The organism is Cobetia sp. LC6 (assembly GCF_030264805.1).
In the GTDB taxonomy this organism is placed as follows: Bacteria; Pseudomonadota; Gammaproteobacteria; order Pseudomonadales; family Halomonadaceae; genus Cobetia.
The window spans coordinates 60424-85540 of the sequence record NZ_JASSPL010000007.1 but is presented as its reverse complement, the minus strand read 5'-3'; the positions used below and the strand labels follow the sequence as shown (position 1 = coordinate 85540).

Here is a 25117-nt window from a genome sequence, read left to right as displayed (position 1 = left end):
AGAGCATTCATATATAACTCAGTGTAGTGCTCTATTCGCAATCTTTCTTGCCTCGGACTTCGCGGAAAAATCCGCCAGCGGATAGCAGTGACGGAGACTGAGGATCATCACTCCTGCCCTGGTCGGGGAGCGGGCTCCCGATAGGGCAACATTGCCGTCACCTGCTGACGCGCCTTGCTGAGCCAGCGCGCCTCCTCCTCGACCGCCTCTGCCACCGCCTCCTGAAGCCCGGGATGCATCAGCCAATACAGCGACCCGGTGGCATACGCCGCGAAACCGCGGCTGATCTTGTGCTCCCCCTGAGTGCCGGGGTCGAAGCGCTTGAGCCCTCGCTGCAGACAGAATTCGAGCCCCTGGTAATAGCAGACCTCGAAGTGCAGGCAGTCGGCGTGGACTTCGCTGCCCCACCAACGACCATACAGGCAATCATTGCCGATCAGACACAAGGCTGCCGCTACCGGCGTGCCCTGCTCATCACGCGCCTGCACCAGCAGCAACCGCTCGGGCATGCTGCGCCTGAGCTGCTGGAAGAAATCGAGCGGCAGATAAGGGCGCTGACCGCGCTCGAGATAGGTCATGCAGTAGCAGCGGTAGAAGGCCTCGATATCATCAGAGCCAATCTGCGCCCCCTCGAGCCTTGCCAGCGTGAAGCCTTGCTCGGCGACCTTGCGCCGCTCGCGACGGATCTCCTTGCGCCGTTTGGAACGCAGACTCTCAAGCCATGTGGCAAAGTCAGGCTCACCGCGTGACTGCCAGTGATATTGCATCCCGGGACGCGAAATCAGCTCCGGAATCGCCGCCTGCCAGTCTTGCCGCTCCTCTGCCGAGACAAACAGCAGATGAAACCCGCTGTGCTCATAGCGACGCAGCGCGCTACCCGGCTCAGCCGCGGGCGCGATGCCGGCCTTGAGATGCGGCCACAACCACTCAAGCAAGGCACGCCGGGCGGCGGGCGACGTCAACTGCGGCGAGGTGACAAGGCGTGGGCCGTCGCTGGGAGTGAACGGTACGGCAGTCAACTGCTTGGGGTAATAGCGCCCACCGGCCTGCTCCAGGGCCTCCGCCCATTGCTGGTCGAACACATATTCGCCACGCGAGTGCAGCTTGAGATAGCGCAGCAGCCCCGCCAGCAAGCGACCTTCAGCATCTCGCACCACCAGATGGGCAGGGTGCCAACCACTGGCGGCGCTGGCCGCACCGCAGCTTTCCAGCGCGCTCAGATAGGCATGCTGCAGAAAGGGATATCCATCGCCTGCCAGCGCATTCCATTCACTGGCGGTGACGGCATCGAGGGAACCCAGCACCTCCAGACGCCAGCCCTGTTTCTCTGCGGCATCTGCGGTGCTCGCAGCCTGCTGCTGGTCTGGCGCCGCCCCTGTCACCGCCTGAGCTGCCTCATCCTCTGCCTGCCATCGCCCTGTCACCGTACTCTCCTCATGGTCTTGCCATGCCCACCGCTGGTGCAGACATGCCGCATATCCCAGGACATGCTAGTGTGTCGTCATGATGCAGGACAACGAGACCCACATGACAGAGACCCCCACGCCGCCCGACGACACGTCCACGAGCGGCACACAGACCCGGGGGAGCGCTCAAGAGTCCTCCCAAGGGCCCTATGCGCCAACCCCGCCCGCGCAGGACACTCATGCCAGCACGAATCTCATGGCAGTAGCCGCCTTCGCCCTGAGCGTGCTCGGCTGCCTGCTCGCACCTGCGGCTCTTGGTGGCGTCGTGTGTGGCCACATCGCGCGCAGCCAGATCCGCCGCAGTGGCGAAGCCGGTGACAGCTGGGCCCTGGCCGGTCTGATTCTCGGCTACTTGCTGATCGCCCTGTCGCTGGCCGGCCTGCTGATGTTCGGCGGCATGATGCTGACCATGTTCGGCATCATGGCCTTCAGCACCTGACCTGCGCCTGGGCACTCCGGCTTGAACGTGCAGCGCGCCTGCACGGATAATGCGCCGACATTGCTTCCCCGTGCCAGCGGGACATGCCTGCCTCTCGCAGCGCCTGCCCTGCCAGCGATTCCGGTTCCCCCGAGCCGCCTTGATACTGAGCGAGCCTCGATGTTGTACTCGATTCTCGATAATGATTTCTACAAGTTCACCATGCAGAACGCCGTGGTGAAGCTGTTTCCGTATGCGCGCGCTCGCTACGCCTTCATCAACCGTGGCGAGCATTCGTTCCCGCCGGGGTTCGGCGAGGCCTTGCGCATGGCGGTGGACAGCATGGCCGAACTGGCATTGAGCGTGGAAGAGAAATCCTTCCTCGAGCTTCACTGCCCCTTCCTGGACCCGACCTATCGCGACTTCCTGGCGGGCTTCCGCTTCGATCCCTCCGAAATCACCATCACCCAGACCGGTGATGAGCTGGAGGTGCATATCGAAGGCTACTGGTATCGCACCATCCTGTGGGAAGTCCCGCTGATGGCGATGATCAGCGAGCTCTGGTATCAGCTGGGCGGAGATCAACGCGACAGCGATCAGGCCCTGCGCGACAGCACCCTGGCCAAGATCGAGCACTACAAGCGACTCGGCATCCGCGTGGCGGAATTCGGTACTCGTCGTCGGCACTCCTACGATGTGCACGACAAGGTGGTCGCGGGCCTCAAGGACCACGGCCGTGGCTGCTTCATCGGCACCAGCAACGTGCACATGGCGCAGCGCCACGGCATCAAGCCGATCGGCACGCACGCCCATGAGTGGTTCATGTTTCATGCCGCGCGCTTCGGCTTCAAGATGGCCAACATCCTGGCGCTGGAGAACTGGGTCAAGGTCTATCGCGGTGACCTGGGGATCGCCCTGTCTGACACCTTCACCAGCCAGGCCTTCTTCAAGAGCTTCGACAAGAAGTTCGCCAAGCTGTTTGACGGCGTGCGCCACGACAGTGGTGATCCCATCGAGTTCGCCGAGACCACCATCCGTCACTATGAGTCGCTGGGGATCGACCCCAAGACCAAGACCATCGTGTTCTCCGATGGTCTGGACACCGACAAGGTCGATCGCATCGTGCGCTACTGCGCCGGGCGTATCGGCATGTCATTCGGCATCGGTACCAACTTCACCAATGATGTCGGCCCGCAGCCGATGAACATGGTGATCAAGATGACCGAAGCCCGCCCCGAGGGTCAGGAGTGGGTGCCGGTGATAAAGCTGTCGGATGTCTCGAGCAAACACACCGGCGACCCCGACATGATTCGTCTGGCGCACCAGGTGCTGTCGCTCAAGGAGCTGGATTGAGGCGCGCGCTCAGCGATCGCTGAACGCCCTGCCATGGCCTCCTGCCAGAGATCTTGAAACAGGCTGATGAAACAGCCTCTGGAAAAGCCCCATGAAAAAGCCCGCCCGGAAACTTCCCGGGCGGGCTTTTTCATGTCGATCACCTTCAGCACCGGTGACGGCGGCTCAGGTCTCGACGTCTCAGGTCTTGCAGCTCAGGTCTTGCAGCTCAGGCCTTGACGCATCAGGTCTTGACGGATTTCTTCGGTGTCTTGAAGACCTCATTGAAGAGGTTGAGCATGACCTGCCACGAAGCCGAATCCGCGGCCGCGTCATAGCCCAGCGGCAGATCGTACCTGGCCGCCTTGGCATCCGACTCCGGATTGGTGAAGGCGTGCCTGGCGCCCGGATACTGGATCAACGTGGTGCGCGTCTCGAGTGACTGGAAGGTCGCGACCAGCTTGTCGAGATCCTCCTGCGGCACCAGCGTATCTGCCGCGCCATTCTGGATCACGACCCGGCCGGCAAACGGCTCGGGCTCCGTCACGGCAATCGACGGGCTGCCATGGAAGCTGACGACCGCCTTGAGCGGCGCTCCGGTCAGCGCCATGTTGAGCACCACGGCACCGCCGAAACAGTAGCCGATCGCCGCCATGCGCTCGCCATCGACCTCCGGACGTGAGCGCAGCACCGCCAGCGCCGAATTGAAGCTGGATTCGGCCTTCGGCCAGTCACTCATCACCGCAGAGGAGAAGGCACCGGCTTCCTTGGGGTGCTCGGCCGTGCGCCCACCGCCATACATGTCGACGGCCATGACCACGTAGCCCAGTCCTGCCAACTGTTCGGCGCGCTTGCGGGCGTAGCTGTTCAAGCCCCACCACTCATGCACCAGCAGGATGCCGGGTCGGCGCCCCTGCGCCTTGGCATCGCGTGCTATCAGGCCTACGTGCTCCTCACCATTGGCTCGATAGGTCACCGTCTCCGTCACCACCTGCGGCCCCTCGAGACGATTGACCAGCGGTGCATCCTCGGCGGCCATGGCCTGTCCGGCGGAAAATACCGACTGCGCAAACAACAAGGTGCCAGCGCACCAGCCACGTAACATTCGCATCGCCCACTCCTTGTATGACGTGATCCACTTGCATGACGCGATTCACAACCCGAGACATCGGCTGCAGGTGTGTCCGGTTGATCACCGGCGTTGACTCAATTGTCCTCGCTCAAGGACTGCGATGCCAGCACCACCCGATCGCGACCACTGCGCTTGGCACTGTAGAGCGCCATATCGGCACGGTGCAGGTAGCCATCCCGGGTCTCCCCCGGCTGGGGTGTCGCTACTCCCATGCTGATGGTGCAGCGCAGTGTCAACGACTTGAAGCGCACCTCCAGCGCCGCGATCTGCTGTCGCAGGCGCTCGGCCATTCCGACACCGGTGGCGGTACCGGCATCGGTGAGCAGGACGGCAAACTCCTCGCCGCCAAGGCGCGCAAAGCAGTCATCGCGCCGCAGTTGGGCACGACATGTCTCGCCAAGACTGATCAGCACCTGATCACCCGCCGCATGGCCGTGAGTGTCATTGACACGCTTGAAGTGGTCGATATCAAACAGGATCAACGCCATCTGCTCCCGCGATGACGAGCTCAGCAGGGTATCGAGCGTGTCGAGGAAGCTGGCTCGCGTCATGGCGCCCGTCATGGCGTCCGTCATCGCCTCATGCTCACGGCGCTGTTCGACCAGCTTGCGCTCATGAATGTTGCGTGACACCGACAGCACGCGCTGATAACGCCCGGTGACGGGGTCCATCGAGGGCGTCGAGATCGACTCGAACCACAGCGTATGCCCGGCCTTGTGCTGGATCCTGAAGTCGATTCGGAACACCTCGCCGAGACAGGCGGCACGATGGACCTCCTGCGCGATGCGCATCATGTCATCGGGGTGGATCAGCTGCTTGATCTCCTGGCCGATGATCTCCTGCGGGCGATAGCCGCAGAGCTTTTCCACCGAGGGGCTGATGTACTGGCAGATGCCGTGGGAGTCCTCGATGCTGACCAGATCGCTGACGGAGTTGAGGATGAAGCGATAGCGCTCCTCGCTCTGGCGCAGCTCATCCTCGATACGGTAACGGGCGGTGGCATCGTCGCAATAACCATTCCAGATCACGCCGCCCTCGGGGGAGTCGATCATCTGCGGCAGCCCGACACACGCCAGCCTGCGTTCCTGACCATCCGGATGCTGATAGCGTATCTCCGCCTCCCAGGGCGATTGCTGCCGGGCACTGGTCTGCAGTGACACGAGCAGCTGCTCTCTCTCGTGACCCGCGATGCGCGTCAACAGCACCATGGGGTCGTCGATGACGGCCTGCGGGTCGAGCCCCAGCACTTGCGAGGCGACAGGTGATAGGTAGGTATAACGCAGCTCGCCCTCCTGGCTCAGGCGGCACTGGAAGAGGACGCCGCGCATCTGCTGGACAAGGTTGTCCAATTGGCGCCGATGCGCTTCGCGCTGGGTGACGTCACTGAGCTTGCCGAGCACGGCGGTGACCTCTCCCGCCGGAGAGTAGCTCAGCTGCATGTCATCCTGGAGATAGCGCTTGCGCCCATCCACATGCACGAAGGCGTAACACAGACTCAGACGACCATGGCGCTCCCGCACGGCCTCACCGAAGCGCTGCTGACAGGTGGCCAGCTCATCCGGCACCAGCCGGGCCTGCCAGAGGCCCGGGCTTGCCATCAGCAGATCATGTGAAAGCCCGGTGAGCGCCTCGCTGCCTGCCGACAGATACTCCAATTCCTCTGGCGGCCATTCACCACCGGTCGCGTAGTGCGCGCCGGGCGTCTCATCCACCCGCCGCGCCAGACGCTGCTGTTGATCGACCACATGTTCGAGACGTTGATGTACCTGCGTGATGTCGCGCGCCATCACGGCCACCTGACGCCCCTCGTCGGCGAGTGAGCGCCCCAGACTGACCATCTGCACGGACAACCTGGATTCCCCCCGCGGCAGCGACAGGCTGATATCGCATTGCCAGGGGTCGGCTCTCTCCAGGCTACGCAGGACATGTGGAAGGTAGAGATACTCAAGCGAGAGGCGGGAATGTGCACAGGCCGCGTCGTGATAGAGGTGCCAGGCCGGGTTGGCATGACTGATCACCAGTCTTTCATCCTTGAGCAACAGGATCGCCATCGGGTCACGACTGCGCACCATCATCAGACGATAGGCACGTGCTAGCTGCTGCTCCTGCTCATTGGCCTTGTCGCGCTGCGTGATATCCGTCACTCGTCCACACAGCGGATGCCCAACGCCGGAACTCCACAGACATTCCTCGAGCAACAAGAGCTGCCCACTGCGGTCGCGCATGCGATACGTCGTGCGCTCGACCTGCCCCATCGAGGCGCGAAAGTCACTCAACCGCTGCCGGTCGGCGGTGATCACCAGCGAAAGCCAGAGCTCCGGCTGCTTGAGAAAATCCCGCACCGTATATCCCAGCAGGCGTTCCGCCGCTGCATTCATGGCAATCAGGCGCTGACCATCAGCACTGAGCGTGAACAACACATCTGCCACGACAGCATAATGATGCTGCAGCAAACGACTATCCGCGAATGATTCAGCCAACGTGAAACCCCTTTTCTGTCATGCAGCTTGCCCAAGAATGCCCTATCCATGACGCTGGCAGCCAGCAGCACCCCCAACGCTTGGTTGCGCGAAGATCCGGGCAGATGACGGCTTATGAACGACTGCGACCTTTCCTTCTTGCGTCTGACTATCTCCCTTATCGGCAGCGAACGCGCAATGTTGTGGGCGAATATCACGCAAGCGGCGCCGAAGGGAAAACCCCAGGATGCAAAAAGCCCGAAGCATAAGCTTCGGGCTTTTTTGAGAGCTGGCCTGGAAAGATCTAGCCTTGCGCGGAACGCGGCATGGCATCGTCGATGAGCGCGGAGGACGGGCCATCAGGTGCGCCGCTGCGGCCGTCGTTGCCCTCGCCAGCCGGCTGGGCACTAGTGCGCGAGGCCTTGCGCTTGTGACGCCGCGACTGCCTGCTGTCCTTGTCCTGCTGGGCGGAAGGCGCCTTGACCGGCAGGCGCGCCCGCAGGTGCTCGAGCAACGCGCGAAAATCGTCCGGCTCCATGCCGATGCGCTCCGCTGCGGCACTTTCCTGCCATAGCACATAGATCGCCGGCTGCTCACGCCCCAGGTCCATACCCACGACCTTGCCCTCGCGCTGGGTACGCGGGTCGCGCAAGGTAGCACCGATCAATTCATGAGCTTCGCGGATGGCATCGTGCATCTGAGACAGCCTGCTGTGGAAGTCGAGATAACTGCCGGAAAGTGTGCGGCAGTGTGGCAATACCTTCCCTGAATTGCGCACAACAATGGATCACTCGCAGGCCATATGACCGCCTGCATGATTTGACGTTGTCATGACCTGGCTCACCGATAGACGCAAGGCCAACAGGTGCGAAGTGTAACACACCGCCACAGTTTCGCTAATTTCACTCGACCGTGAATTACGATGACGACATGTTGACCACCTTTCTCGACGTATCAGTGCACGTTTCACACCACCTGACCCGACTCTGTCGCGATCGTGCTCAGAAAAGTTGCCATAAGGTCACGCCATTGACGCAAGGCAACGACACTTTGTGCCCTGGAGCAGCTCTCGCACTTTCATGGTGCGCAAAAAAAACCTCTCCCATTGGGAGAGGTTCAAGAATGGATGACGCGATGTCATTCCGAGCAGCATCGAAGCCGGTCTTGGCGCCAACCCTGACCGACCACCGATTCAAAGGGGACGAATGGCATTGCCTTGTCCGTGGAGCCTTAGCGCGACGCGAGAATCCTCGGGCCACTCGTCCTCACCTGTTGGGAGCCTGCCCTGCTGTCTTGCCGACAGACTGACAGCCCCCCGAATTCTTGCTGCCCCGTGCGGCCTTGTCGTTTGATCGTTCATGGATCAAGGGCCGCGCGGGGCTCATCAAGCGGTTACTTGGCGGCTTGCATCGCCAGCGCAGTGTCAAGCATACGGTTGGAGAAGCCCCACTCGTTGTCGTACCACGCCATGACCTTGACCAGGCGATCTTCGCTGACGCGAGTGTGATTGCTGTCGAAGGTGGAAGAGTGTGCATCGTGGTTGAAGTCGATGGACACCAGCGGCAGCTCGTTGACGGCCAGCACGCTGGAACCTTCGGCGGCCTTGGCCACGATGGCGTTGATCTCTTCGATGGAGGTATCACGCGACGCGGTGAAGGTCAGATCGACCAGTGACACGTTGATCACCGGCACGCGGATCGCCAGACCATCAAGCTTGCCGTTCAGTTCCGGCAGCACCAGACCCACTGCCGCAGCGGCACCGGTCTTGGTCGGGATCATGGAATGGGTCGCGCTGCGGGCACGGTACGGGTCGGAGTGGTAGACATCCGACAGGTTCTGATCGTTGGTGTAGGCGTGAATGGTGGTCATCAGGCCATTCTCGATGCCGACTTCATCATTCAGCGCCTTGGCGACCGGCGCCAGGCAGTTGGTGGTGCAGGACGCGTTGGAGACGACCTGATGCTCAGCCTTCAGCACATCTTCGTTGACGCCGAACACGACGGTCGCATCGGCATCGCCGCTCGGCGCGGAAATCAGCACACGCTTGGCGCCGGCTTCGATGTGCTTGGCAGCGGCAGCACGCTTGGTGAACAGACCGGTGCATTCCATCACCAGGTCGATGTCCAGGCTGGACCACGGCAGCTGGGCCGGGTCACGCTCAGCCAGGATGCGGATCTTGTCGTCACCGACGAACAGGTTCTCCTCGTCGTGCGAGACGGTTTCGGCGAAACGGCCGTGGACGGTATCGCGGCTCAGCAGGTGAGCGTTGAGCTTCGGATCACCCAGATCGTTGATGGCGACGACCTGGATACGATCGTTGTACTGACCTTCATACAGCGCACGCAGCACGTTGCGACCGATGCGACCAAAACCATTGATGGCGACGCGTAATGTCATGACTCAACTCCTGTGGCGTATGGCGGGTGCAGGACCAGACCTGATCGAAGAACGCTAGCTTGCAATACGTTCCATGAAATTATCCTACACGCTTTTCCCATAATTTGGCCGAAAGTCGTCCAGTCTTCAAGCAGTTTTTTTGTTAAATTTACCGAATATTCCGAACAAAACCGTTTCTCGAGCGCCATGACGCGCTACTGTAGGCTACCCCGGCAACCCAACGACGCGACACGGGTGATGCGAGAGGCTTTACACCGCCATCACCACTGGATAGCGTCGCCGGGTAGCAGCACGCCCACACAGCGGGAAACGCTTTCTTTCGCCAGCCTCGGCGCCCTGCGCCGCCTGATACATGAGGTAAGAGCATGTCAGTCAACCAGACCGTAGAGCACGTGACCCAGCGCATCATCGACCGCTCCCGCGAACGCCGCGCCGCCTATGAGCAGTTGATGGAAAGCCAGCAGCGCCGCGGCGTGCACCGCTCCGAGCTCTCCTGTGGCAACCTGGCGCACGGCTTTGCCGCCTGTGGCGAGACCGACAAGAATCGTCTCAAGCTGATGAACTCGGCCAACCTGGGCATTATTTCGTCATATAACGACATGTTGTCCGCCCACCAGCCCTTCGAGGACTATCCGCGCATCATCAAGGAAGCCGTCCAGGCGATGGGCTCCACCGCCCAGTTCGCCGGCGGCGTACCCGCGATGTGCGATGGCGTGACCCAGGGCCAGCCGGGCATGGAGCTGTCGCTGTTCTCGCGTGACCTGATCGCCATGGCCGCTGCTGTCGGCCTGTCGCACAACATGTTCGATGGCGCGCTGTTTCTCGGCGTGTGCGACAAGATCGTCCCGGGCCTGTTCATCGCCGCCGCGCGCTTCGGCCACCTGCCGACGCTGTTCGTGCCGGCCGGCCCGATGCCCTCCGGCCTGCCCAACAACGAGAAGGCGCGTGTCCGCCAGCTGTTCGCCGAAGGCAAGGTCGGTCGCGATGCGCTGCTGGAAGCCGAGTCCGCGTCCTACCACAGCCCGGGCACCTGCACCTTCTATGGCACCGCCAACTCCAACCAGCTGATGGTCGAGCTGATGGGCCTGCACCTGCCGGGCGCGTCCTTCGTCAATCCGGGCACCCCGCTGCGCGAAGCCCTGACGCGTCACGCTGCCGAGCAGACCATCCGCAACAGTGAAGTCGGCGGCGATTACCGTCCCTTCTATCGCCAGATCGATGCCCGCGCCATCGTCAATGCCATGGTCGGCCTGCTGGCCTCCGGCGGCTCCACCAACCACACCCTGCACCTGGTCGCGATGGCCGGCGCAGCGGGCGTGACCATCACCTGGGATGACTTCACCGAGCTATCCGCAGTGGTACCGAGCCTGACGCGCATCTACCCCAACGGCCAGGCGGACATCAATCACTTCCAGGCGGCCGGCGGCATGAGCTTCCTGATCCGTGAACTGCTCAAGGCGGGTCTGCTCCACGACATCCCCACCCAGGACGGCGGTACCCTGGCCGGCTATGTCCGCGAGCCCTTCCTCGAGAACGGCAAGCTGGTCTGGAAGGACGGCCCCACCGACAGCCTCGACGAGGATGTGCTGCGCCCGGTGGCCAACCCGTTCGCCCCGACAGGCGGACTGACCGTGCTGGACGGCAACCTCGGCCGCGGCGTGATCAAGGTCTCTGCCGTCAAGGAAGAGCATCGTCTCGTCGAAGCACCGGTGAAGCTGTTCAGTGACCAGGATGAAATGAAGGCCGCCTTCGAAGCCGGTGAGCTGGAGCAGGACATGGTCGCCGTGGTGCGCTACCAGGGCCCGCGCGCCAACGGCATGCCGGAACTGCACAAGCTGACGCCCTACCTCGGCATCCTGCAGGACCGCGGCTTCAAGGTCGCACTGGTGACGGATGGCCGCATGTCTGGCGCCTCGGGCAAGGTCCCGGCCGCCATCCACATGACGCCAGAAGCGCTCGATGGCGGCCCGCTGGCACGCCTGCGCGAAGGCGACGTGGTCCGTCTGGACGCCAATGCCGGCACCCTCACGGCGCTGGTCGATGAAGCCGAATGGGCCGAGCGCGAGGCCGCGACCATCACTCGCGACAGCTATCATCACGGCCTGGGCCGCGAGCTGTTCTCCGGCATGCGCTCACTGGTCGGCGGTGCCGAGGAAGGCGCCTCCAGCTTTGCAGGCTACGGCGACCTGCCGGGCAGCGGCCACGACCTGATGTGATGGGCGCGCCCTGTCACTCTCCTGAGGCACTGACGCAAAGGAAGGATGCCGGACGATGACCAGCGACACCTCCCATCGCCTTGCTCTGGTAGGCGATATCGGTGGCACCAATGCCCGGCTGGCACTCGTCCAGCCGGGCAGCCACACCCTGCAGCACATCCAGACGCTCGCCTGTGCCGAGCATGCCGGACTCGAGGAGGCCATCCAGGCCTACTATCGGATGCTGGGACTGGCAGAGGCCGAGCAACCCGTCGAGGCCTGCCTGGCCTTCGCCTGCCCCGTGCATGATGAACGCGTCAGCATGACCAACAATCACTGGACGTTTCTCAAGCGCGAGGTGCGCGAATCATTGAGGCTTGAGCGCTTCAAGTGCCTCAATGATTTCACCGCCATGGCGCTGGGCGTGCCACACATCGAGGCCAGCGAACGCCTGGCCATCGGTGAGGAGCTCACCGATGGTAGTGGCGATGCGGCCTCGCCACGCCTGGTGATCGGCCCCGGCACTGGCCTGGGTGTCGCGGGACTGGTGCGCGGCACGCACAACTGGATTCCGCTCGCGACCGAGGGGGGGCATGCAAGCTTCGCCCCCACCGACGAGATCGAGGATGGCCTGCTCGGCATCTTCCGCCGTCGCCATGGTCGCGTCTCGGTGGAGCGCCTGCTGTGTGGCCAGGGCATGCTCGAGATCTATCAGGCCCTGGGCGAGCTGCGTCAGCAGGAATCACCGCTGGCAAGCGCCGCTGACGTCAGCCAGGCAGCGCATGAGCACCTGCATCACGATGAACCGCAGAATGCTCTCGCCTTTGATGCCGTGATGCGCTTCATGAAGATTCTTGGCGCGGTCGCCGGCGATGCAGCACTCACGCTGGGGGCGCGTGGCGGGGTCTATCTGTGCGGTGGCGTGCTGCCGCGCAACCTGGATCTGCTGATGCGCAGCGATTTCCGCCACGCCTTCACCGACAAGAATCGTCTGAGCCGTTACAATGCCGCGATACCCACCTGGGTGGTGACCGCGCCGTGGACCGGCCTGCTGGGCGCCGCCGAGGCTCTGCACAATGAAGAGGTGGCATGATGCACCGCCACCTCCTGAACCATCGAGGTAGCTCGAGATGATCCCCGAAAGTCTGCGCGCACTGATCGCCGACACCGCTGGCCAACGCACTGCTGAATGGCAGGGCCGCTCGCTGTTGATCCTCAACCAGGAGTGGGGCGAGCTGGTGGTCTGCCACCAGGGGGCTCAGGTGCTGCACTATCAGCCGACGGGCGATTCTCCCTGGCTGTGGGTGACGGAAACGCCCGCCGCCCTGCCGGGCAGCATTCGCGGCGGCATTCCGCTGTGCTGGCCCTGGTTCGCGGATGAGTTCCCCGAGGGCGAAAGCGAACTGCACGGCCCCGCTCGCAAGGCCGACTGGCGCATCGATGCGGTGGACGAGGAAGAGGAAGGCGTCGAGATCCATGCCTCACCGGCTTCAGCGCTGCACACCGCCCTCTCTCCGCGCGTGGTGATCTTTGCCAGCCGCCGCTTCCTCAAGGTCGAGCTGATCACGGAAAACCGTGGCGAGGCCCCGATCAAGATGACCGGCGCGCTGCATACCTACTTCGCAGTGCCGAATGCCTTCGAGTGTCGCGTCACCGGTCTGGCCGGCGCCAGCTACCTGGACAAGCGCCAGGACTTCTCGCGCTTCGACCAGCAGGGCGAACTGGGCGTGCGTGGCCCGCTGGACCGCATCTACCAGACCAGCCAGGTTCAGGTGCTCGAGGACGGCAAGCGTCAGCTGCGCATCGCCAAGCAGGGCTCTGACTCCACGGTGGTCTGGCATCCCGGTGACGCGCCGCCGGCCGACACCGGCGTCGAGAATGCGCGCAGCTTCCTGTGTGTCGAGACCGCCTGCACGCGCCTCGATCCGGTCTGGCTGCCGCCGGGCGCTCAGCATCTGCTGGCTCAGCACATCTCACCGCTGAGCGGTGATGAGACAAGCGGCGAGTGAATGACAGCCGGCCTCGCGGCTCACGGCGTGGCCGGCACCTTGCGCACCTTGTCGACCAACCGAGAGCGCCAAGCGCCTGAATCGTGTCATCGACACGACTCCCGGCTGACAGTGGCTTTCGCCTCGCCTGCAAGCGTGCGTCGGGCCGCCACAGAATGCGACCCGCCCCGATGAACTTCAACAACCCATACGATGGACACTTCCATGCTGCAATTGACCCGTAGTGTTTCCTGGCAGGCGCTGACCCGGCTGGGCGAGGTGACCCGCAACGACCGCATCCGCGATTACTTCGCGGCGGATCCCAAGCGCTTCGAGAAGATGAGCCTGCGCGTCGGCGGCCTGTTTCTCGACTACTCCAAGCACCACATCTCCGATGAGGTGATGGAGGCGCTGGTCGAGCTGGCTGAGCACTCTGCACTCGTTCAACGTCGCGCGCAGATGTTCTCCGGCGATATCATCAACGTCACCGAGAATCGCCCGGTGCTGCATACCGCACTGCGCAGCCAGACCAATACGCCGGTCATCGTCGATGGCATGGACGTGATGCCGGAAATCCACAAGACGCGCGAGCAGATCCGCGCCTTCTCGGAAGCCGTGCGCAGCGGCGAGTGGAAAGGTTACGACGGCCAGCGGATTCGCGACGTGGTCAACATCGGCATCGGCGGCTCAGATCTGGGCCCCAACATGGCCTGCCGTGCGCTGCTCAAGCATCGCCACCCGGAAATCAATTTCCACTTCGTCTCCAACGTCGATGGTAACCACATCCAGAAGGTGCTCAAGCGCCTGGACCCGGCCACCACGCTGTTCATCGTCTCCACCAAGACTTTCTCCACCCAGGAAACCCTGCTCAACGCCAAGACGGCGCGCCGCTGGTTCCTGGAGCACGCCGGTCAGGATGCCGACGTCGGTGCCCACTTCGTCGCGGCTTCCACCAACCGCAAGGCGGCCAAGGAATTCGGCATTCGCGAAGAGAACGTCTTCGAATTCTGGGCCTGGGTTGGCGGTCGCTACTCCATGTGGTCTTCCATCGGCCTGCCCATCGCCCTGTCCATCGGCTATGAAGGCTTCATGGAGCTGCTGGAAGGCGCCCATGAGATGGACCAGCACTTCATCAATGCGCCGATGGCCGAGAACATGCCGGTCCTGATGGCGCTGATCGGCATCTGGTACATCAACTTCATGGGCGCCGAGACCCAGGCCATCGTGCCCTACGACCAGGCCCTGCATCAGCTGCCCGCCTTTCTGCAGCAGCTGGACATGGAATCCAACGGCAAGTCGGTCGACATCTTCGGCCGCCCGGTGGACTACAAGACCGGCCCGATCGTCTGGGGCGAGACCGGCTCCAACGGTCAGCATGCCTTCTTCCAGCTGCTGCACCAGGGCACTCGCTACGTGCCCATCGACTTCATCGCCTCGCTGAAGCCGGAGCCGGGCACCGAAGAGCACCACTTCGCGCTGATCACCAACATGCTGGCGCAGGCCAACGCCTTCATGGAAGGCAGCCAGGATGGCAGCAACCTCGATCCGCACTACAATTGCCCGGGCAACCGCCCGTCGAGCACCCTGCTGCTGGATGAGATGACCCCGCGCAATCTCGGCGCACTGATCGCCCTCTACGAGCACAAGGTCTTCGTGCAAGGCGTGATCTGGAACATCAACTCCTTCGACCAGTGGGGCGTGCAGCTCGGCAAGCGCATCGCCGGGGAAATCAGCGCGCGTATCGATACCGACGTGAAGGCCTTCGATCCGTCCACCCAGGGCCTGCTGGCGCTGGTCCGCGAGCATTTCCCAGCCGGTGGCGCCACCCAGGCGGATGACAGCAATGACAAGCCGGGCAAGAAAGCCAAAGGCTCCACGACGACCACTCGCAAGGAAACCTCCTCCTGATGACTCCGGTAATCGCGTTCGGCGAAGCGCTCGTCGACATGCTCTCCAACAAGCTCGGCGGCCAGGCCGTCGAGCAGGAAACCTTCACGCCCTACGCGGGCGGCGCTCCGGCCAACGTCGCGGTGGCCTGTGCCCGCCTCGGCCTGCCGAGCCACTTCGTCGGCATGCTGGGTCAGGACAGCTTCGGTGACTTCCTGCACGACGAACTGAGCGCTCATGGCGTGCAGATGGATCACGTCAAGCGCACCAGCCATGCGCGCACCGCGCTCGCCTTCGTGTCTCGCGATGAAGAGGGCGAACGCCGCTTCGACTTCTATCGTCCGCCGGCCGCTGACCTGCTGTTCCGCCCGGAGCATGCCGGGCCTGAGCTGTTCGCGACCCCCGCCATCTTCCACCTGTGCAGCAACAGCCTGACCGATGCCGGCATCGCGGACACCAGCTTCGTGCTGGCGTCACGCGCGCGTGCTGCAGGCTCTCTGGTCAGCGTGGATGCCAATCTGCGTCACAACCTGTGGCCGAACCAGCAGGTCGATGTGACCCTGGTCACGCGCCTGCTGGACAACGCCGACATCCTCAAGCTGTCCCAGGAAGAGGTCGAGGCACTGACCGGTAGTGAGCCGCAGACCGACTGGCTAGAAGCGCGTCTGAAAGCCGGTGTGCGCCTGATCGTGCTCACCGATGGCCCGGGCGTGATCCGTGCCCTGGTGCGCAAGCAGAGCGGCGACATCGTGACTGTCAGCATCACGCCGCCCACCGTCAAGGCGGTCGATACCACGGCCGGTGGCGATGCCTTCATCAGCGGCTTCCTGTCAGCCCTCAGCGAAGCTGGCATCCATGCCGACAACCTGAGCGACTGGTGCGAAGACGAGAGTCACCTCAACGCCGCACTGGAGCGTGCTGCGGCCTGCGGCGCCTTTGCCGTGACTCGTCCGGGTGCCTATGCCGCACTGCCCAAGCGTGAAGATCTCGACGCCATGAAATGATGGCCGGACAATTGCGCTGACCGGCTATCCGCCAGCGCTATGATTTCCCTGAGAAGCGCATGCCAAAAGCCCCCTTGATCATCAGATCAAAGGGGCTTTTTCGTGGCCATGACGCAGATCTCTGCATCCCAATCGGCCTGCCTTCATCGAGCACAAAGCCTGCCATCCCAGAAGGGACAGACGTAAAAAAAGCCGGCCCCGAGGGACCGGCTTTCGTTAGCTTGCTAGACGTTTGAGAGCGTCTTAGAAGCCGTAGTAGATGCCGACTGCAGCGCCGTCACCAGCGTCGCCAGAGCGATCGTACTGGGCGTATTCAATGTAGGTGTACATCGCGGAAGAGATGTTGTAAGTCACACCCAGGTTGAATTCGTTGAAGCTGTCGTCGCCACCGTTGTCAGAAGCAAGAGTGGAATTGTCTTCAGCGTCGACGTACTGGTAGCCGCCGTAGACGTCGCCCATGCCGTAGCCGTAGCGTGCGCCGATACCGTAGTAATCAACGTCGGTGTCATCTTCTTCACCAGCGAAGCGCTCAGCCTTGACGGCGATGCGCAGGGCGTCAACGGTGTACTGACCGGTGATACCGTACTGGTCGCCGATGTCACTGCCGTTGGTGGCTTCGAACTGGTCCAGGTTGTCATACACACCAGCGACAGAGAAACCGCCGACGGTGTACTTGGCACCTGCGAAGAAGGACGCCTGGTTGGAATCAGTGACGTTCTCGTCTTCACCGTCGCCTTCGAAGTTGGAACCGACAGCGAACTGCAGGCCGCCCATGACCGGAGACATGTACTGCAGCTTGTTGCCTTCACGAGTTTGAGACGTAGTATCAGTCCCATCGGAAATGTTGCTGCTGGAATCAGTCAGGTCGAAGTATTCGTTGTTGGAGATCGGATCCTGGATCCAGTCGTCCATCAGCTGATCCCAGGAACCGATACGCGCGTCACCGAAGGAACCCTTGGCACCGACGTAGGACTGGTCGCCATCGTTCAGGCCGTTGCCGCCGCCCTTGGATTCGTCAGCGTCATATTCCCACTCGGCCTTGAAGTAACCGACGATGTCGTCGTTGATCTTGTGCTCACCCTTGGCACCGAAGGTAGAACCGTTGTCGCCCAGTTCACTTTCCGGGTCACCGCCGAGCTGGTCGACATAGGAGTATGCCAGCTGAACGTTACCGTAGATGTCCAGCTTAGTGCCGTCCTGGTTGTAGACGGTTGCAGCGGAAGCGGAGGTAGCAGCCAGGGCAGCAGCGCCGGCGATGGCAGTAGCCAGAAGTGTCTTTTTCATCGCGATAGTTCCTTAACTAGCGTTAACTGTTCGATCGTGTCTGCCGGTGGCAGTGGCCGAGGTTCCGGGCGCTTGATGACGCCTCTAAAACTCTGTGGCCTAGTTATTATCCAATGCTCGCAGGGAAACCATATACCGGGCTTTCAGGATGTGCAACAGAAAAAAACACTGTTTTCGATCACCACTCCTGAACCTATCCATCGGTCGGTTGTCTGGCGTGAGCATACTCTAGGGCCCACGAATGAAGGATTCATGACAACCATGCGTCTTGACGCCGATTTCTGCATCACCGAGCGCATCGCTGAGCGTTAATCCCGGATTCATTGTGGAAAAGCCTCGTTTGCGACAAAAGTCGCAGAACAAATACCCGCCAACTGCTGTGCTTGTCTGATGCCAAGTTGTGGTTTCCTCTCAGCTTTATCTTCATCAAAGGCACCGTCCCTGTGCCAGTGATTCATTGATGAGTCTGCTATCAATATCGGTCATCAAGCTAGGTCATAAAATCCAGTCAACAAGCCCAGTCGCCCTCCCTGTCATCAAGCTCTGTCATCAATCAATCTTTCCATCGCACCTTGTCTGCAGGCAGTGATCCTCAACTGCTCAACCAGTTGGGCAGGAACAGCGAGATAGCCGGCACATAGGTAATAAACACCAGGAACAGCAACAACAGCGACAGCCACGGCAATGCTGCCCGAATGACCCAGGTCATCGGCTTGCCGGTGATCCCCGCCGTCACGAACAGATTCAGCCCCACGGGAGGCGTCAGCATGCCGATCTCCATGTTGACCACCATGATGATGCCGAGATGGATAGGGTCGATCCCCAGCTGCGTCGCGATGGGGAACAGGATCGGCGCCATGATCAACAGGATGGCCGAGGGCTCCATGAAGTTGCCCGCCGCCAGCAGCAGCAGATTCATCACGATCAGGAAGCCCCACGCCGGCAGTCCCCAGCCGATGATGGTTTCGGCGATGGTATGCGGGATGCGCTCAGTGGTCAGGACATGCGCGAACAGCATCGCGTTGGCGATGATGAACAGCAGCATCATCGAGACACGCGCGCCATCCAGTACCACCTTCTTGACCTCCTGATCGGTGAAAGACCCCAGAAGTCCGGCAGGCACCTGCCACAGCGCGCGCAACCCCGCACTCCCCCAGGTTTCATTGCCCTTGCGCCACGGCACGTTCTTCAACGGCCCCATGTCGCGATAGCCCACCACGGCGATCAACCAGGCATACACCGTGGCCACGGCCGCGGCTTCGGTGGGACTGGCCACGCCGCCATAGATCGACCCCAGCACGATTAAGATCAACATCAGACCGCCCATGGCGATCAGGCCGGAGCGCGCAAGCACCCGTATGCCGGGGAAAGGCTGAGCCGGCAACTTCTTGATCCGCGCCGCGATATAGATGGCGACCATCAGGATACCGCCCATCAGGAGGCCCGGAATCAGGCCGGCCATGAACATCTTGGCCGCCGAGACTTCCGTGGCGGCGGAATACACCAACATCACGATGGACGGTGGAATCAGGATGCCCAGTGTCCCGGCATTAGTGATCACGCCCGCCGCGAAGGACTCGGTATAGCCCTGGCGCACCATACCCGCTATCACGATGGAGCCGATGGCCGCCACCGTGGCCGGAGAAGAGCCGGACACGGCGGCAAATAGCATGCACGCCAGCACGGAGGCCATCGCCAACCCCCCGCGCACGTGGCCGATGGCGTCGGTGGCGAAGGTGATCAGGCGACGTGCCACGCCGCCGGTCGAGAGAAAGGTGCTGGAGAGAATGAAGAACGGGATCGCCAGCAGGGTGTAGTGATGCGACAGGGCTTCGAACAGCTTGATCGCCACCGACCCCAGTGAGTCACTGGAAAACAGCAGGATCGTGGTAACGCTCGAGAAGCCCAGCGCAAAGGCGATCGGCATGCCGAGAAAGATGCCGCCGAACAGCAGCGCAAACAGAGTGGCTATGGTCATCGTGGTGTTCCCTGATCACTGTCACGGCCAGCATCGCCGTTGTCTTGGCCATCCGGCGCCTCCGTCTGCACCAGATGCATGCTGTCCTCGCCTTCGTCATGAAAGCCGAAGCCACTGGCATCGCCACGAATCACCTTCCAGCCCAGTACCGCAAAGCGCAGCATCAGCAGCAACATGGCAATGGGCAGAATGGTGAGGGCGTACCACTTGGGAATCGCGATGTCCTCAAGCTCGATGCCGATCATCTTCATCAGCGAGAGATATTCATAACTGCCGACCAGCAGCATCACGCAGTACGCCATACAGATCGCCAGTGCGAGCAAGGTCGCCACGCGCTGCCAGAGCATCGGCAGCATCTTGACCACGACATCCACGCCGATGTGCGCGCCCTGCTTGACGCCCCAAGACACACCGATCAGCACGAACCAGCCCGCCAGATACAGCGTGGCTTCCTGTGACCAGCTGATGCCGGTATTGAAGACGAAGCGCAACACCACCTCGACGAAGACCAGCAGCACCATCGCTACCAGCAGCAGCGAGAACAGCGTCTCTTCCGCCTTGTGAAGCCATCTTAGTGCCATGGCAAGAACCCTCATGTCGCTCAAGGACACTTGCCCCACGCGGGATCGCCGATGTCCTGGCGCTCAAGATGGGGCAAGTGATGGATGGCCTGACGGCTTACTGGTTGGCAGCTTCCGCGGCGTCGATGATGTCCTGACCGATGTCGTCGGCAAACTCGCCCCATACCGGCTTCATGGCGTCGACCCACTGCTGACGCTGGGCATCGTCGAGCGTGATGATCTCGCTCTGGCCGGAATCGATGATGGCCTGCTTGGCCTCCATGTTCTTGGCTTCGGAGAGCTGGTTGCCGTAGACGATGGCCTCATCGAGCGCCGACTTGACCTCGCCACGCACATCATCCGGCAGGCCATTCCAGAAGCGCGCCGAGGACACCACCATGTAATCCAGCACGCCGTGGTTGGATTCGGTGATGTACGGCTGCACCTCGAAGAACTTCTGGGAGTAGATGTTGGAGTAGGTATTCTCCTGGCCGTCGATGGCCTTGGTCTGCAACAGGATGAAGACCTCAGAGAACGGCTTCTTCAGCGAGACGGCATCCACCGCGTCAAACTGGGCCTCGAGCACATCGGAAGTCATGATGCGGAATTTCTTGCCGTCGGCATCCTCCGGTGTCTTGAGCGGCGATGACGCGGAAAGCTGCTTCATGCCGTTATGCAGGTAACCGAGTCCCACCAGCCCCTTGGATTCCAGCGATGTCAGCAATGACTGGCCCGTCTCGCTGCTCTGGAAGCGCTCGACAGCGCCCATGTCCTTGAACAGGAAGGGCAGATCGAAGACCTGCAGCTGATCGGTGTATTTCTGGAACTTGGACAATGACGGGGCCGCCAGCTGCACATCGCCCAGCAGCATGGCTTCCAGCACCTTGTCATCTCCGTACAACTGCGAACTGGGGTAGAGCTCGACTTCCACCTTGTCGCCCAGACGCTCCTCTACCAGCTGCTGGAATTTCTTGCCCATCTGGCCCTTGGGAGTGTTTTCCGCCACCACATGGGAGAACTTGATGGTGATCGGATCGGCCATGGCCGTCGTCGAGGCAAACAGGATGGCGGCACTCAGGGCGGTCAGGGCTGGCTTGATAAGGCGCATGGCGAATCCTCTTGAATTGCGGATATTGTGGGTCTTGTAGGGCATTCGATATCCCGTCTGCGCGGCTCCGACACGAAGCCACGCAGAGGCGCGGCGCGAGCAGGGACGGCCGAGACACTGCGAGCATTGCGCCACAGCCGCCAGATAGAAAAGACAATCCAGATAATTCAATGAGTTGCAGACAAACAAGTCGCGCACGACTCTCACACGACTGAGCCGAATTCCGCCGGCGCTGGCAGTTTATGAGGGAGCTGTGCGGATTTCCGCCCATCAACGACAAGGCCCCTGTGCGGGAATCCGCACAGGGGCCTTGTCTGTTACCACCGATCATTGTCGATCGAGCGTCTTCACCAGCTGTCACACCACCTGCCAGCACACTTTCAGGGATGGCGCTCAGGGACCGTGCTCAGGGACGATGCTTGGTCATCAGCTCGCTGAGCTTGTGGCTGATACGCTGATCGGTTGCCTGCTCTTCTCGCGCCTTCTGCTGGCGCGTCAACTCATCGAGCTGCTGACGGGCATGGCGCGCCTCATCTTCCGTCACGGCACCCACCGACTGGCCCGAGAGATCCACGCGCTGCGTGCCTGCCCGTACCGCCTTCAGATACCGTGGCAGGTGGACATAACCCGCTAGCGCGCGCCGTACCAGCTTGTCATCCCAGGGCTCGTTTTCCAGCAGCTCGATATGGATGCCGATCTTCAACGGCCGGGTATGGCCCTTGAAAAAGGTATCCGGATAACGCTTGTACCACTGCTTGAGCAGCGCATGGGGAGAAGGCGCTGCCTCAGGCCGAGACGCCTGCTGCGCCTGAGGGGCTTCGTCCTGCGCGACTTCGTTCTGCTGCCGCGCTTCCTGCTCCTGCGGTACCTGAGCTTGCGGTGCCTGAGCCTCGGACGAGTCGGCAGCCGCCGCTGTCTGCGCGGCAGCTACCGGCTGACTCACGTTCAGGCGCTCTGAGGCCAGACGCTCCGCCTGAGCCTCCTGTTGCGCTGTCAGACCCGCCTCCACATTCGCGGAGGGTTGCGGCGCAGAAGCCTGCTCAGCCTGCTCAACCAGTTCACGCAATTGCGCATCTCGCGCCAGCAACGCCTCATTCACCGCGTTCAACTGCGCCTGCTGCTCCTGCAGTGTCTGGCGCGCCGCCGCGAGCTGCTCAGCGAGCTGCTCACGCTCATGACGCTCCGCGGCCAGCGCTCGCTCGGCTTCTGCCAGAGCACGCTGATGCGCATCGGCATCTGCCGTGACTGCAGACGCCGCCTGCTGCTCCAGCTGGGCCAGCGCATCGCGCAGGCGGGCATTTTCCGACTCCAGGGCCGTACGGGCCTGGCGCTCTGTGTCACGCTGCTGTTGCTGTGTGTCGGCTTCATGTTCAAGCGCAGAATACAGCGCTTCGAGGCGATCCATCGTCAAGGCCTGAGCCTCCCTTGCACGCTATGGGCAGTTCCGTTTGGCACCAGTCTGTGTCAGTACCTGCTGACTGTAAAGGTCACGCCGGCCAGCCAGTGGCTCAGACGTCGCGGCGCTCGAAACGCACGAAGTCATAAGCCGGCAGACCCTCACCGCTCTCCCCCGGGACGCGCTGCGCTTCCTGCCAGCTCGCATCCAGCGCCGGGAAATGGGCATCGCCCTCGATCTCGACCGCAACCTCGGTGAGATAGAGGCGCGTCGCCACTGGCAGCGCCTGGGCGTATATCTGACCGCCACCGATCACCATGATCTCATCGACGCCTTCGATCATCGCGTGGTGGTCCGCCATGCTCAGTGCGGCGGCCAGGTCACTGCAGACCCGTACGCCATCGTGATGGAACTCGCTGTCACGCGTGACCACGATGTTGAGGCGGTTGGGCAGCGGCCTGCCGATGGAGGCGAAGGTCTTGCGACCCATGATCACCGGCTTGCCCTGGGTGACATGCTTGAAGAACTTCAGGTCTTCCGGCAGGTACCACGGCAACTGGTTGTCGACGCCGATCACGCGGTTGACCGACATGGCGGCAATCATCGCGACGGGCACGACGGTGTCAGCCGCCGCAGTCAGCGGAGAGAATTCATTATCGCTCATACAGCCACCTGCGCCTTGATATGCGGATGGGATTCATAGCCTTCGATGGCAATGTCATCGAAGGTGAAGTCGAACAGGTCCGTGACCTCCGGATTCAACACCAGCTGCGGCAGCGCCAGCGGCTCACGCGTCAACTGCTCACGCGCCTGCTCGAGATGATTGCTGTACAGGTGGGCATCGCCGAGGGTGTGGATGAACTCGCCCGGCTTGAGACCACACACCTGTGCGACCATCTGGGTCAGCAGCGCATAGCTTGCGATGTTGAACGGCACGCCCAGGAAGATGTCCGCGCTGCGCTGATAGAGCTGGCAGGACAGGCGGCCATCGGCGACGTAGAACTGGAACAGCGCATGACAGGGCGGCAGCGCCATCTCGTCCACCAGCGCCGGATTCCAGGCCGAGACCATCAGGCGGCGCGAATCCGGGTTGGTCTTGATCTGCTCGATCAGCTGGCTGATCTGGTCGACGGAACCACCTTGCGGGTTCGGCCAGCTGCGCCACTGGTAACCGTATACCGGCCCGAGGTCGCCATTCTCATCGGCCCACTCGTCCCAGATACGCACGCCGTTTTCCTTCAGGTACGCGATGTTGGTATCACCTTTCAGGAACCACAGCAGCTCGTGGATGATCGAGCGCAGGTGCAGCTTCTTGGTCGTGACCAGCGGGAAGCCTTCGGCCAGATCAAAGCGCATCTGGTGGCCGAAGACACTCAGGGTGCCGGTGCCGGTGCGATCGCCCTTTTGTGTGCCGTTTTCCAGCACATGGCGCATCAGATCTAGATAGGGTTGCATGGTGGCGAGTCCGTACGGCGTGTCAGAGGCTGGCGCGGCGAGCGGAGCCGTAGGTAGCCCTGCGCCAGCCTCTTCATGAATTCGAATCGTTCACTTGACGATATGTGACGCTGCCAGATACGCAAGAACGCGACCCGATGGCCGCGTTCTTGCGTATCTGGCAGGAGGCCAGTTTACACCGAATGCCCCCTGTATTCACGCCTGCATTGCCACCTCAGGAAGCCCGAGGCACCGGCGGCTGCGCCACTTCCTGACCGCGCGACCAGGCCATCAACAGCAGCCCGAACAGCACCATCGGCAGCGACAGCAGCTGGCCCATGGTCAGCCAGTCGAAGGCGATGAAGCCGAGCTGGGAGTCCGGCTGACGGAAGAATTCGGTGATGAACCGGAAGCAACCGTAGCAGAGCAGAAACAGACCGGAGATCAAGCCCTTCTGGCGCGGTTCACGCGAGACGAACCACAGGATGGCGAACAGCACGACACCTTCCAGTGCAAACTGATAGAGCTGCGAGGGATGACGCGGCTCCGGCCCGTAGAGCGGGTAGACCATACCCCAGGAGACATCGGTGATGCGCCCCGGCAGCTCCTGATTGATGAAGTTGCCCAGCCGTCCTGCGCCGAGGCCGATCGGCACCATCGGCGCGATGAAATCGGTCAGCTGGAAGAAGGTCAGCTGATGGCGACGCGCGAACAACAGCATCGCGATCAACACGCCCAGCAGGCCGCCATGGAAGCTCATGCCGCCATCCCAGACCTTGAAGATCCACACCGGGTCCGCCAGCAGCTTGTCGAAACCATAGAAGAGCGCGTACCCCAGGCGGCCCCCCAGCACCACACCCAGGGCGCCGAAGAAGATCAGGTCGCCCACCGCGTCCTGACTGAGGCCGACGCGTGCGCGACGTGCTCGTGCCAGCCCCCAGGCCGCCGCGAAACCGATCACGTACATCAACCCGTACCAGTGAATCTTGAAGGGCCCCAGCGCCAGCGCCACGGGGTCGATCTCAGGATATTGCAACATGTGAAAACCTTGAATGAGGAAGTCGGGCTCTATCAACGTA

General features: G+C 62.0%; 21 protein-coding genes. 8 read left to right on the top strand and 13 right to left on the bottom strand.

Annotated elements, in window-relative coordinates:
• Nucleotides 1-107: 107 nt before the first annotated feature.
• Nucleotides 108-1424 carry a GNAT family N-acetyltransferase gene (locus QQF40_RS10085; RefSeq protein ID WP_285461225.1) on the bottom strand — a complete coding sequence of 439 codons (1317 nt, stop codon included), beginning with the start codon at nt 1422-1424 and terminating at the stop codon, nt 108-110.
• A gap of 238 nt (nt 1425-1662) precedes the next feature.
• Here QQF40_RS10085 and QQF40_RS10080 point away from each other — a divergent pair, with 238 nt between their 5' ends.
• The 3 genes from QQF40_RS10080 (at nt 1663) to QQF40_RS10070 (ending at nt 3456) form a co-directional block, all read left to right on the top strand.
• Nucleotides 1663-1905: a DUF4190 domain-containing protein gene (locus QQF40_RS10080; RefSeq protein ID WP_054555740.1), complete on the top strand. Its 243-nt coding sequence runs from the start codon at nt 1663-1665 to the stop codon at nt 1903-1905.
• Between the two features lie 159 nt (nt 1906-2064).
• Nucleotides 2065-3237 (top strand): nicotinate phosphoribosyltransferase, encoded by a 1173-nt coding sequence (gene pncB, locus QQF40_RS10075; protein ID WP_285461223.1) that lies wholly within the window; start codon nt 2065-2067, stop codon nt 3235-3237.
• 66 nt (nt 3238-3303) lie between these two features.
• A complete protein-coding gene (locus QQF40_RS10070; RefSeq protein ID WP_285461222.1) occupies nt 3304-3456 on the top strand; it encodes a hypothetical protein in 153 nt (50 codons plus the stop codon).
• Between the two features lie 4 nt (nt 3457-3460).
• On the opposite strand, the gene QQF40_RS10065 is transcribed toward QQF40_RS10070, so the two are convergent.
• The 4 genes from QQF40_RS10065 to gap all read right to left on the bottom strand — a co-directional run bounded on the left by QQF40_RS10065 (nt 3461) and on the right by gap (nt 9204).
• Nucleotides 3461-4327 carry a dienelactone hydrolase family protein gene (locus tag QQF40_RS10065; RefSeq protein WP_254626978.1) on the bottom strand — a complete coding sequence of 289 codons (867 nt, stop codon included), beginning with the start codon at nt 4325-4327 and terminating at the stop codon, nt 3461-3463.
• Between the two features lie 95 nt (nt 4328-4422).
• Nucleotides 4423-6828, bottom strand: coding sequence for a PAS domain-containing protein (locus QQF40_RS10060; protein ID WP_285461221.1), 2406 nt, complete (start codon nt 6826-6828; stop codon nt 4423-4425).
• Between the two features lie 283 nt (nt 6829-7111).
• Entirely contained in the window at nt 7112-7504 is a 393-nt protein-coding gene (locus QQF40_RS10055) for a hypothetical protein (RefSeq protein ID WP_285461220.1), read from the bottom strand.
• Nucleotides 7505-8199: 695 nt separating this feature from the next.
• Nucleotides 8200-9204 (bottom strand): type I glyceraldehyde-3-phosphate dehydrogenase, encoded by a 1005-nt coding sequence (gene gap, locus QQF40_RS10050; protein WP_043331416.1) that lies wholly within the window; start codon nt 9202-9204, stop codon nt 8200-8202.
• Between the two features lie 365 nt (nt 9205-9569).
• Here gap and edd point away from each other — a divergent pair, with 365 nt between their 5' ends.
• The 5 genes from edd to QQF40_RS10025 all read left to right on the top strand — a co-directional run bounded on the left by edd (nt 9570) and on the right by QQF40_RS10025 (nt 16278).
• Entirely contained in the window at nt 9570-11420 is a 1851-nt protein-coding gene (edd, locus tag QQF40_RS10045) for a phosphogluconate dehydratase (protein ID WP_285461219.1), read from the top strand.
• A 55-nt stretch (nt 11421-11475) separates the two neighbouring features.
• Nucleotides 11476-12492, top strand: a complete 1017-nt coding sequence (gene glk / locus QQF40_RS10040; RefSeq protein WP_285461218.1) for a glucokinase — start codon at nt 11476-11478, stop codon at nt 12490-12492.
• 37 nt (nt 12493-12529) lie between these two features.
• The gene (locus QQF40_RS10035) at nt 12530-13408 is read left to right on the top strand and encodes a D-hexose-6-phosphate mutarotase (RefSeq protein ID WP_285461217.1); all 879 of its coding nucleotides are present in this window, start codon (nt 12530-12532) and stop codon (nt 13406-13408) included.
• Between the two features lie 204 nt (nt 13409-13612).
• Nucleotides 13613-15295 carry a glucose-6-phosphate isomerase gene (gene pgi, locus QQF40_RS10030; RefSeq protein WP_285461216.1) on the top strand — a complete coding sequence of 561 codons (1683 nt, stop codon included), beginning with the start codon at nt 13613-13615 and terminating at the stop codon, nt 15293-15295.
• Entirely contained in the window at nt 15295-16278 is a 984-nt protein-coding gene (locus tag QQF40_RS10025) for a carbohydrate kinase family protein (protein WP_285461215.1), read from the top strand. Before pgi ends, QQF40_RS10025 begins: the two co-directional genes overlap by 1 nt.
• Before the next feature lie 243 nt (nt 16279-16521).
• Here QQF40_RS10025 and QQF40_RS10020 read toward each other — a convergent pair whose 3' ends face one another.
• The 8 genes from QQF40_RS10020 to lgt all read right to left on the bottom strand — a co-directional run bounded on the left by QQF40_RS10020 (nt 16522) and on the right by lgt (nt 25077).
• Entirely contained in the window at nt 16522-17562 is a 1041-nt protein-coding gene (locus tag QQF40_RS10020; RefSeq protein WP_285461214.1) for a porin, read from the bottom strand.
• Between the two features lie 592 nt (nt 17563-18154).
• Nucleotides 18155-19540, bottom strand: coding sequence for a TRAP transporter large permease (locus QQF40_RS10015; RefSeq protein ID WP_285461213.1), 1386 nt, complete (start codon nt 19538-19540; stop codon nt 18155-18157).
• Nucleotides 19537-20121, bottom strand: coding sequence for a TRAP transporter small permease (locus QQF40_RS10010; protein ID WP_285461212.1), 585 nt, complete (start codon nt 20119-20121; stop codon nt 19537-19539). Before QQF40_RS10010 ends, QQF40_RS10015 begins: the two co-directional genes overlap by 4 nt.
• 97 nt (nt 20122-20218) lie before the next feature.
• Nucleotides 20219-21208 carry a TRAP transporter substrate-binding protein gene (locus QQF40_RS10005; protein ID WP_285461211.1) on the bottom strand — a complete coding sequence of 330 codons (990 nt, stop codon included), beginning with the start codon at nt 21206-21208 and terminating at the stop codon, nt 20219-20221.
• A 406-nt stretch (nt 21209-21614) separates the two neighbouring features.
• Nucleotides 21615-22613 (bottom strand): ProQ/FINO family protein, encoded by a 999-nt coding sequence (locus QQF40_RS10000; RefSeq protein WP_285461270.1) that lies wholly within the window; start codon nt 22611-22613, stop codon nt 21615-21617.
• Nucleotides 22614-22716: 103 nt separating this feature from the next.
• Nucleotides 22717-23268 (bottom strand): dihydrofolate reductase, encoded by a 552-nt coding sequence (locus tag QQF40_RS09995; protein ID WP_253061289.1) that lies wholly within the window; start codon nt 23266-23268, stop codon nt 22717-22719.
• Nucleotides 23265-24059, bottom strand: a complete 795-nt coding sequence (locus QQF40_RS09990) for a thymidylate synthase (protein WP_043331428.1) — start codon at nt 24057-24059, stop codon at nt 23265-23267. Before QQF40_RS09990 ends, QQF40_RS09995 begins: the two co-directional genes overlap by 4 nt.
• Nucleotides 24060-24273: 214 nt before the next feature.
• The gene (lgt, locus tag QQF40_RS09985) at nt 24274-25077 is read right to left on the bottom strand and encodes a prolipoprotein diacylglyceryl transferase (RefSeq protein ID WP_175088492.1); all 804 of its coding nucleotides are present in this window, start codon (nt 25075-25077) and stop codon (nt 24274-24276) included.
• Nucleotides 25078-25117 lie beyond the last annotated feature (40 nt).

What these genes read in the sequence shown, in the direction of transcription:
- QQF40_RS10080 (WP_054555740.1), top strand. Translation starts at nt 1,663, where the DNA reads ATGGCAGTAGCCGCCTTCGCCCTGAGCGTGCTCGGCTGCCTGCTCGCA.
- pncB (WP_285461223.1), top strand. Translation starts at nt 2,065, where the DNA reads ATGTTGTACTCGATTCTCGATAATGATTTCTACAAGTTCACCATGCAG.
- QQF40_RS10070 (WP_285461222.1), top strand. Translation starts at nt 3,304, where the DNA reads ATGAAACAGCCTCTGGAAAAGCCCCATGAAAAAGCCCGCCCGGAAACT.
- QQF40_RS10065 (WP_254626978.1), bottom strand. Translation starts at nt 4,327, where the DNA reads ATGCGAATGTTACGTGGCTGGTGCGCTGGCACCTTGTTGTTTGCGCAG.
- QQF40_RS10055 (WP_285461220.1), bottom strand. Translation starts at nt 7,504, where the DNA reads ATGCACGATGCCATCCGCGAAGCTCATGAATTGATCGGTGCTACCTTG.
- gap (WP_043331416.1), bottom strand. Translation starts at nt 9,204, where the DNA reads ATGACATTACGCGTCGCCATCAATGGTTTTGGTCGCATCGGTCGCAAC.
- edd (WP_285461219.1), top strand. Translation starts at nt 9,570, where the DNA reads ATGTCAGTCAACCAGACCGTAGAGCACGTGACCCAGCGCATCATCGAC.
- glk (WP_285461218.1), top strand. Translation starts at nt 11,476, where the DNA reads ATGACCAGCGACACCTCCCATCGCCTTGCTCTGGTAGGCGATATCGGT.
- QQF40_RS10035 (WP_285461217.1), top strand. Translation starts at nt 12,530, where the DNA reads ATGATCCCCGAAAGTCTGCGCGCACTGATCGCCGACACCGCTGGCCAA.
- pgi (WP_285461216.1), top strand. Translation starts at nt 13,613, where the DNA reads ATGCTGCAATTGACCCGTAGTGTTTCCTGGCAGGCGCTGACCCGGCTG.
- QQF40_RS10025 (WP_285461215.1), top strand. Translation starts at nt 15,295, where the DNA reads ATGACTCCGGTAATCGCGTTCGGCGAAGCGCTCGTCGACATGCTCTCC.
- QQF40_RS10020 (WP_285461214.1), bottom strand. Translation starts at nt 17,562, where the DNA reads ATGAAAAAGACACTTCTGGCTACTGCCATCGCCGGCGCTGCTGCCCTG.
- QQF40_RS10015 (WP_285461213.1), bottom strand. Translation starts at nt 19,540, where the DNA reads ATGACCATAGCCACTCTGTTTGCGCTGCTGTTCGGCGGCATCTTTCTC.
- QQF40_RS10010 (WP_285461212.1), bottom strand. Translation starts at nt 20,121, where the DNA reads ATGGCACTAAGATGGCTTCACAAGGCGGAAGAGACGCTGTTCTCGCTG.
- QQF40_RS10005 (WP_285461211.1), bottom strand. Translation starts at nt 21,208, where the DNA reads ATGCGCCTTATCAAGCCAGCCCTGACCGCCCTGAGTGCCGCCATCCTG.
- QQF40_RS10000 (WP_285461270.1), bottom strand. Translation starts at nt 22,613, where the DNA reads ATGGATCGCCTCGAAGCGCTGTATTCTGCGCTTGAACATGAAGCCGAC.
- QQF40_RS09995 (WP_253061289.1), bottom strand. Translation starts at nt 23,268, where the DNA reads ATGAGCGATAATGAATTCTCTCCGCTGACTGCGGCGGCTGACACCGTC.
- QQF40_RS09990 (WP_043331428.1), bottom strand. Translation starts at nt 24,059, where the DNA reads ATGCAACCCTATCTAGATCTGATGCGCCATGTGCTGGAAAACGGCACA.
- lgt (WP_175088492.1), bottom strand. Translation starts at nt 25,077, where the DNA reads ATGTTGCAATATCCTGAGATCGACCCCGTGGCGCTGGCGCTGGGGCCC.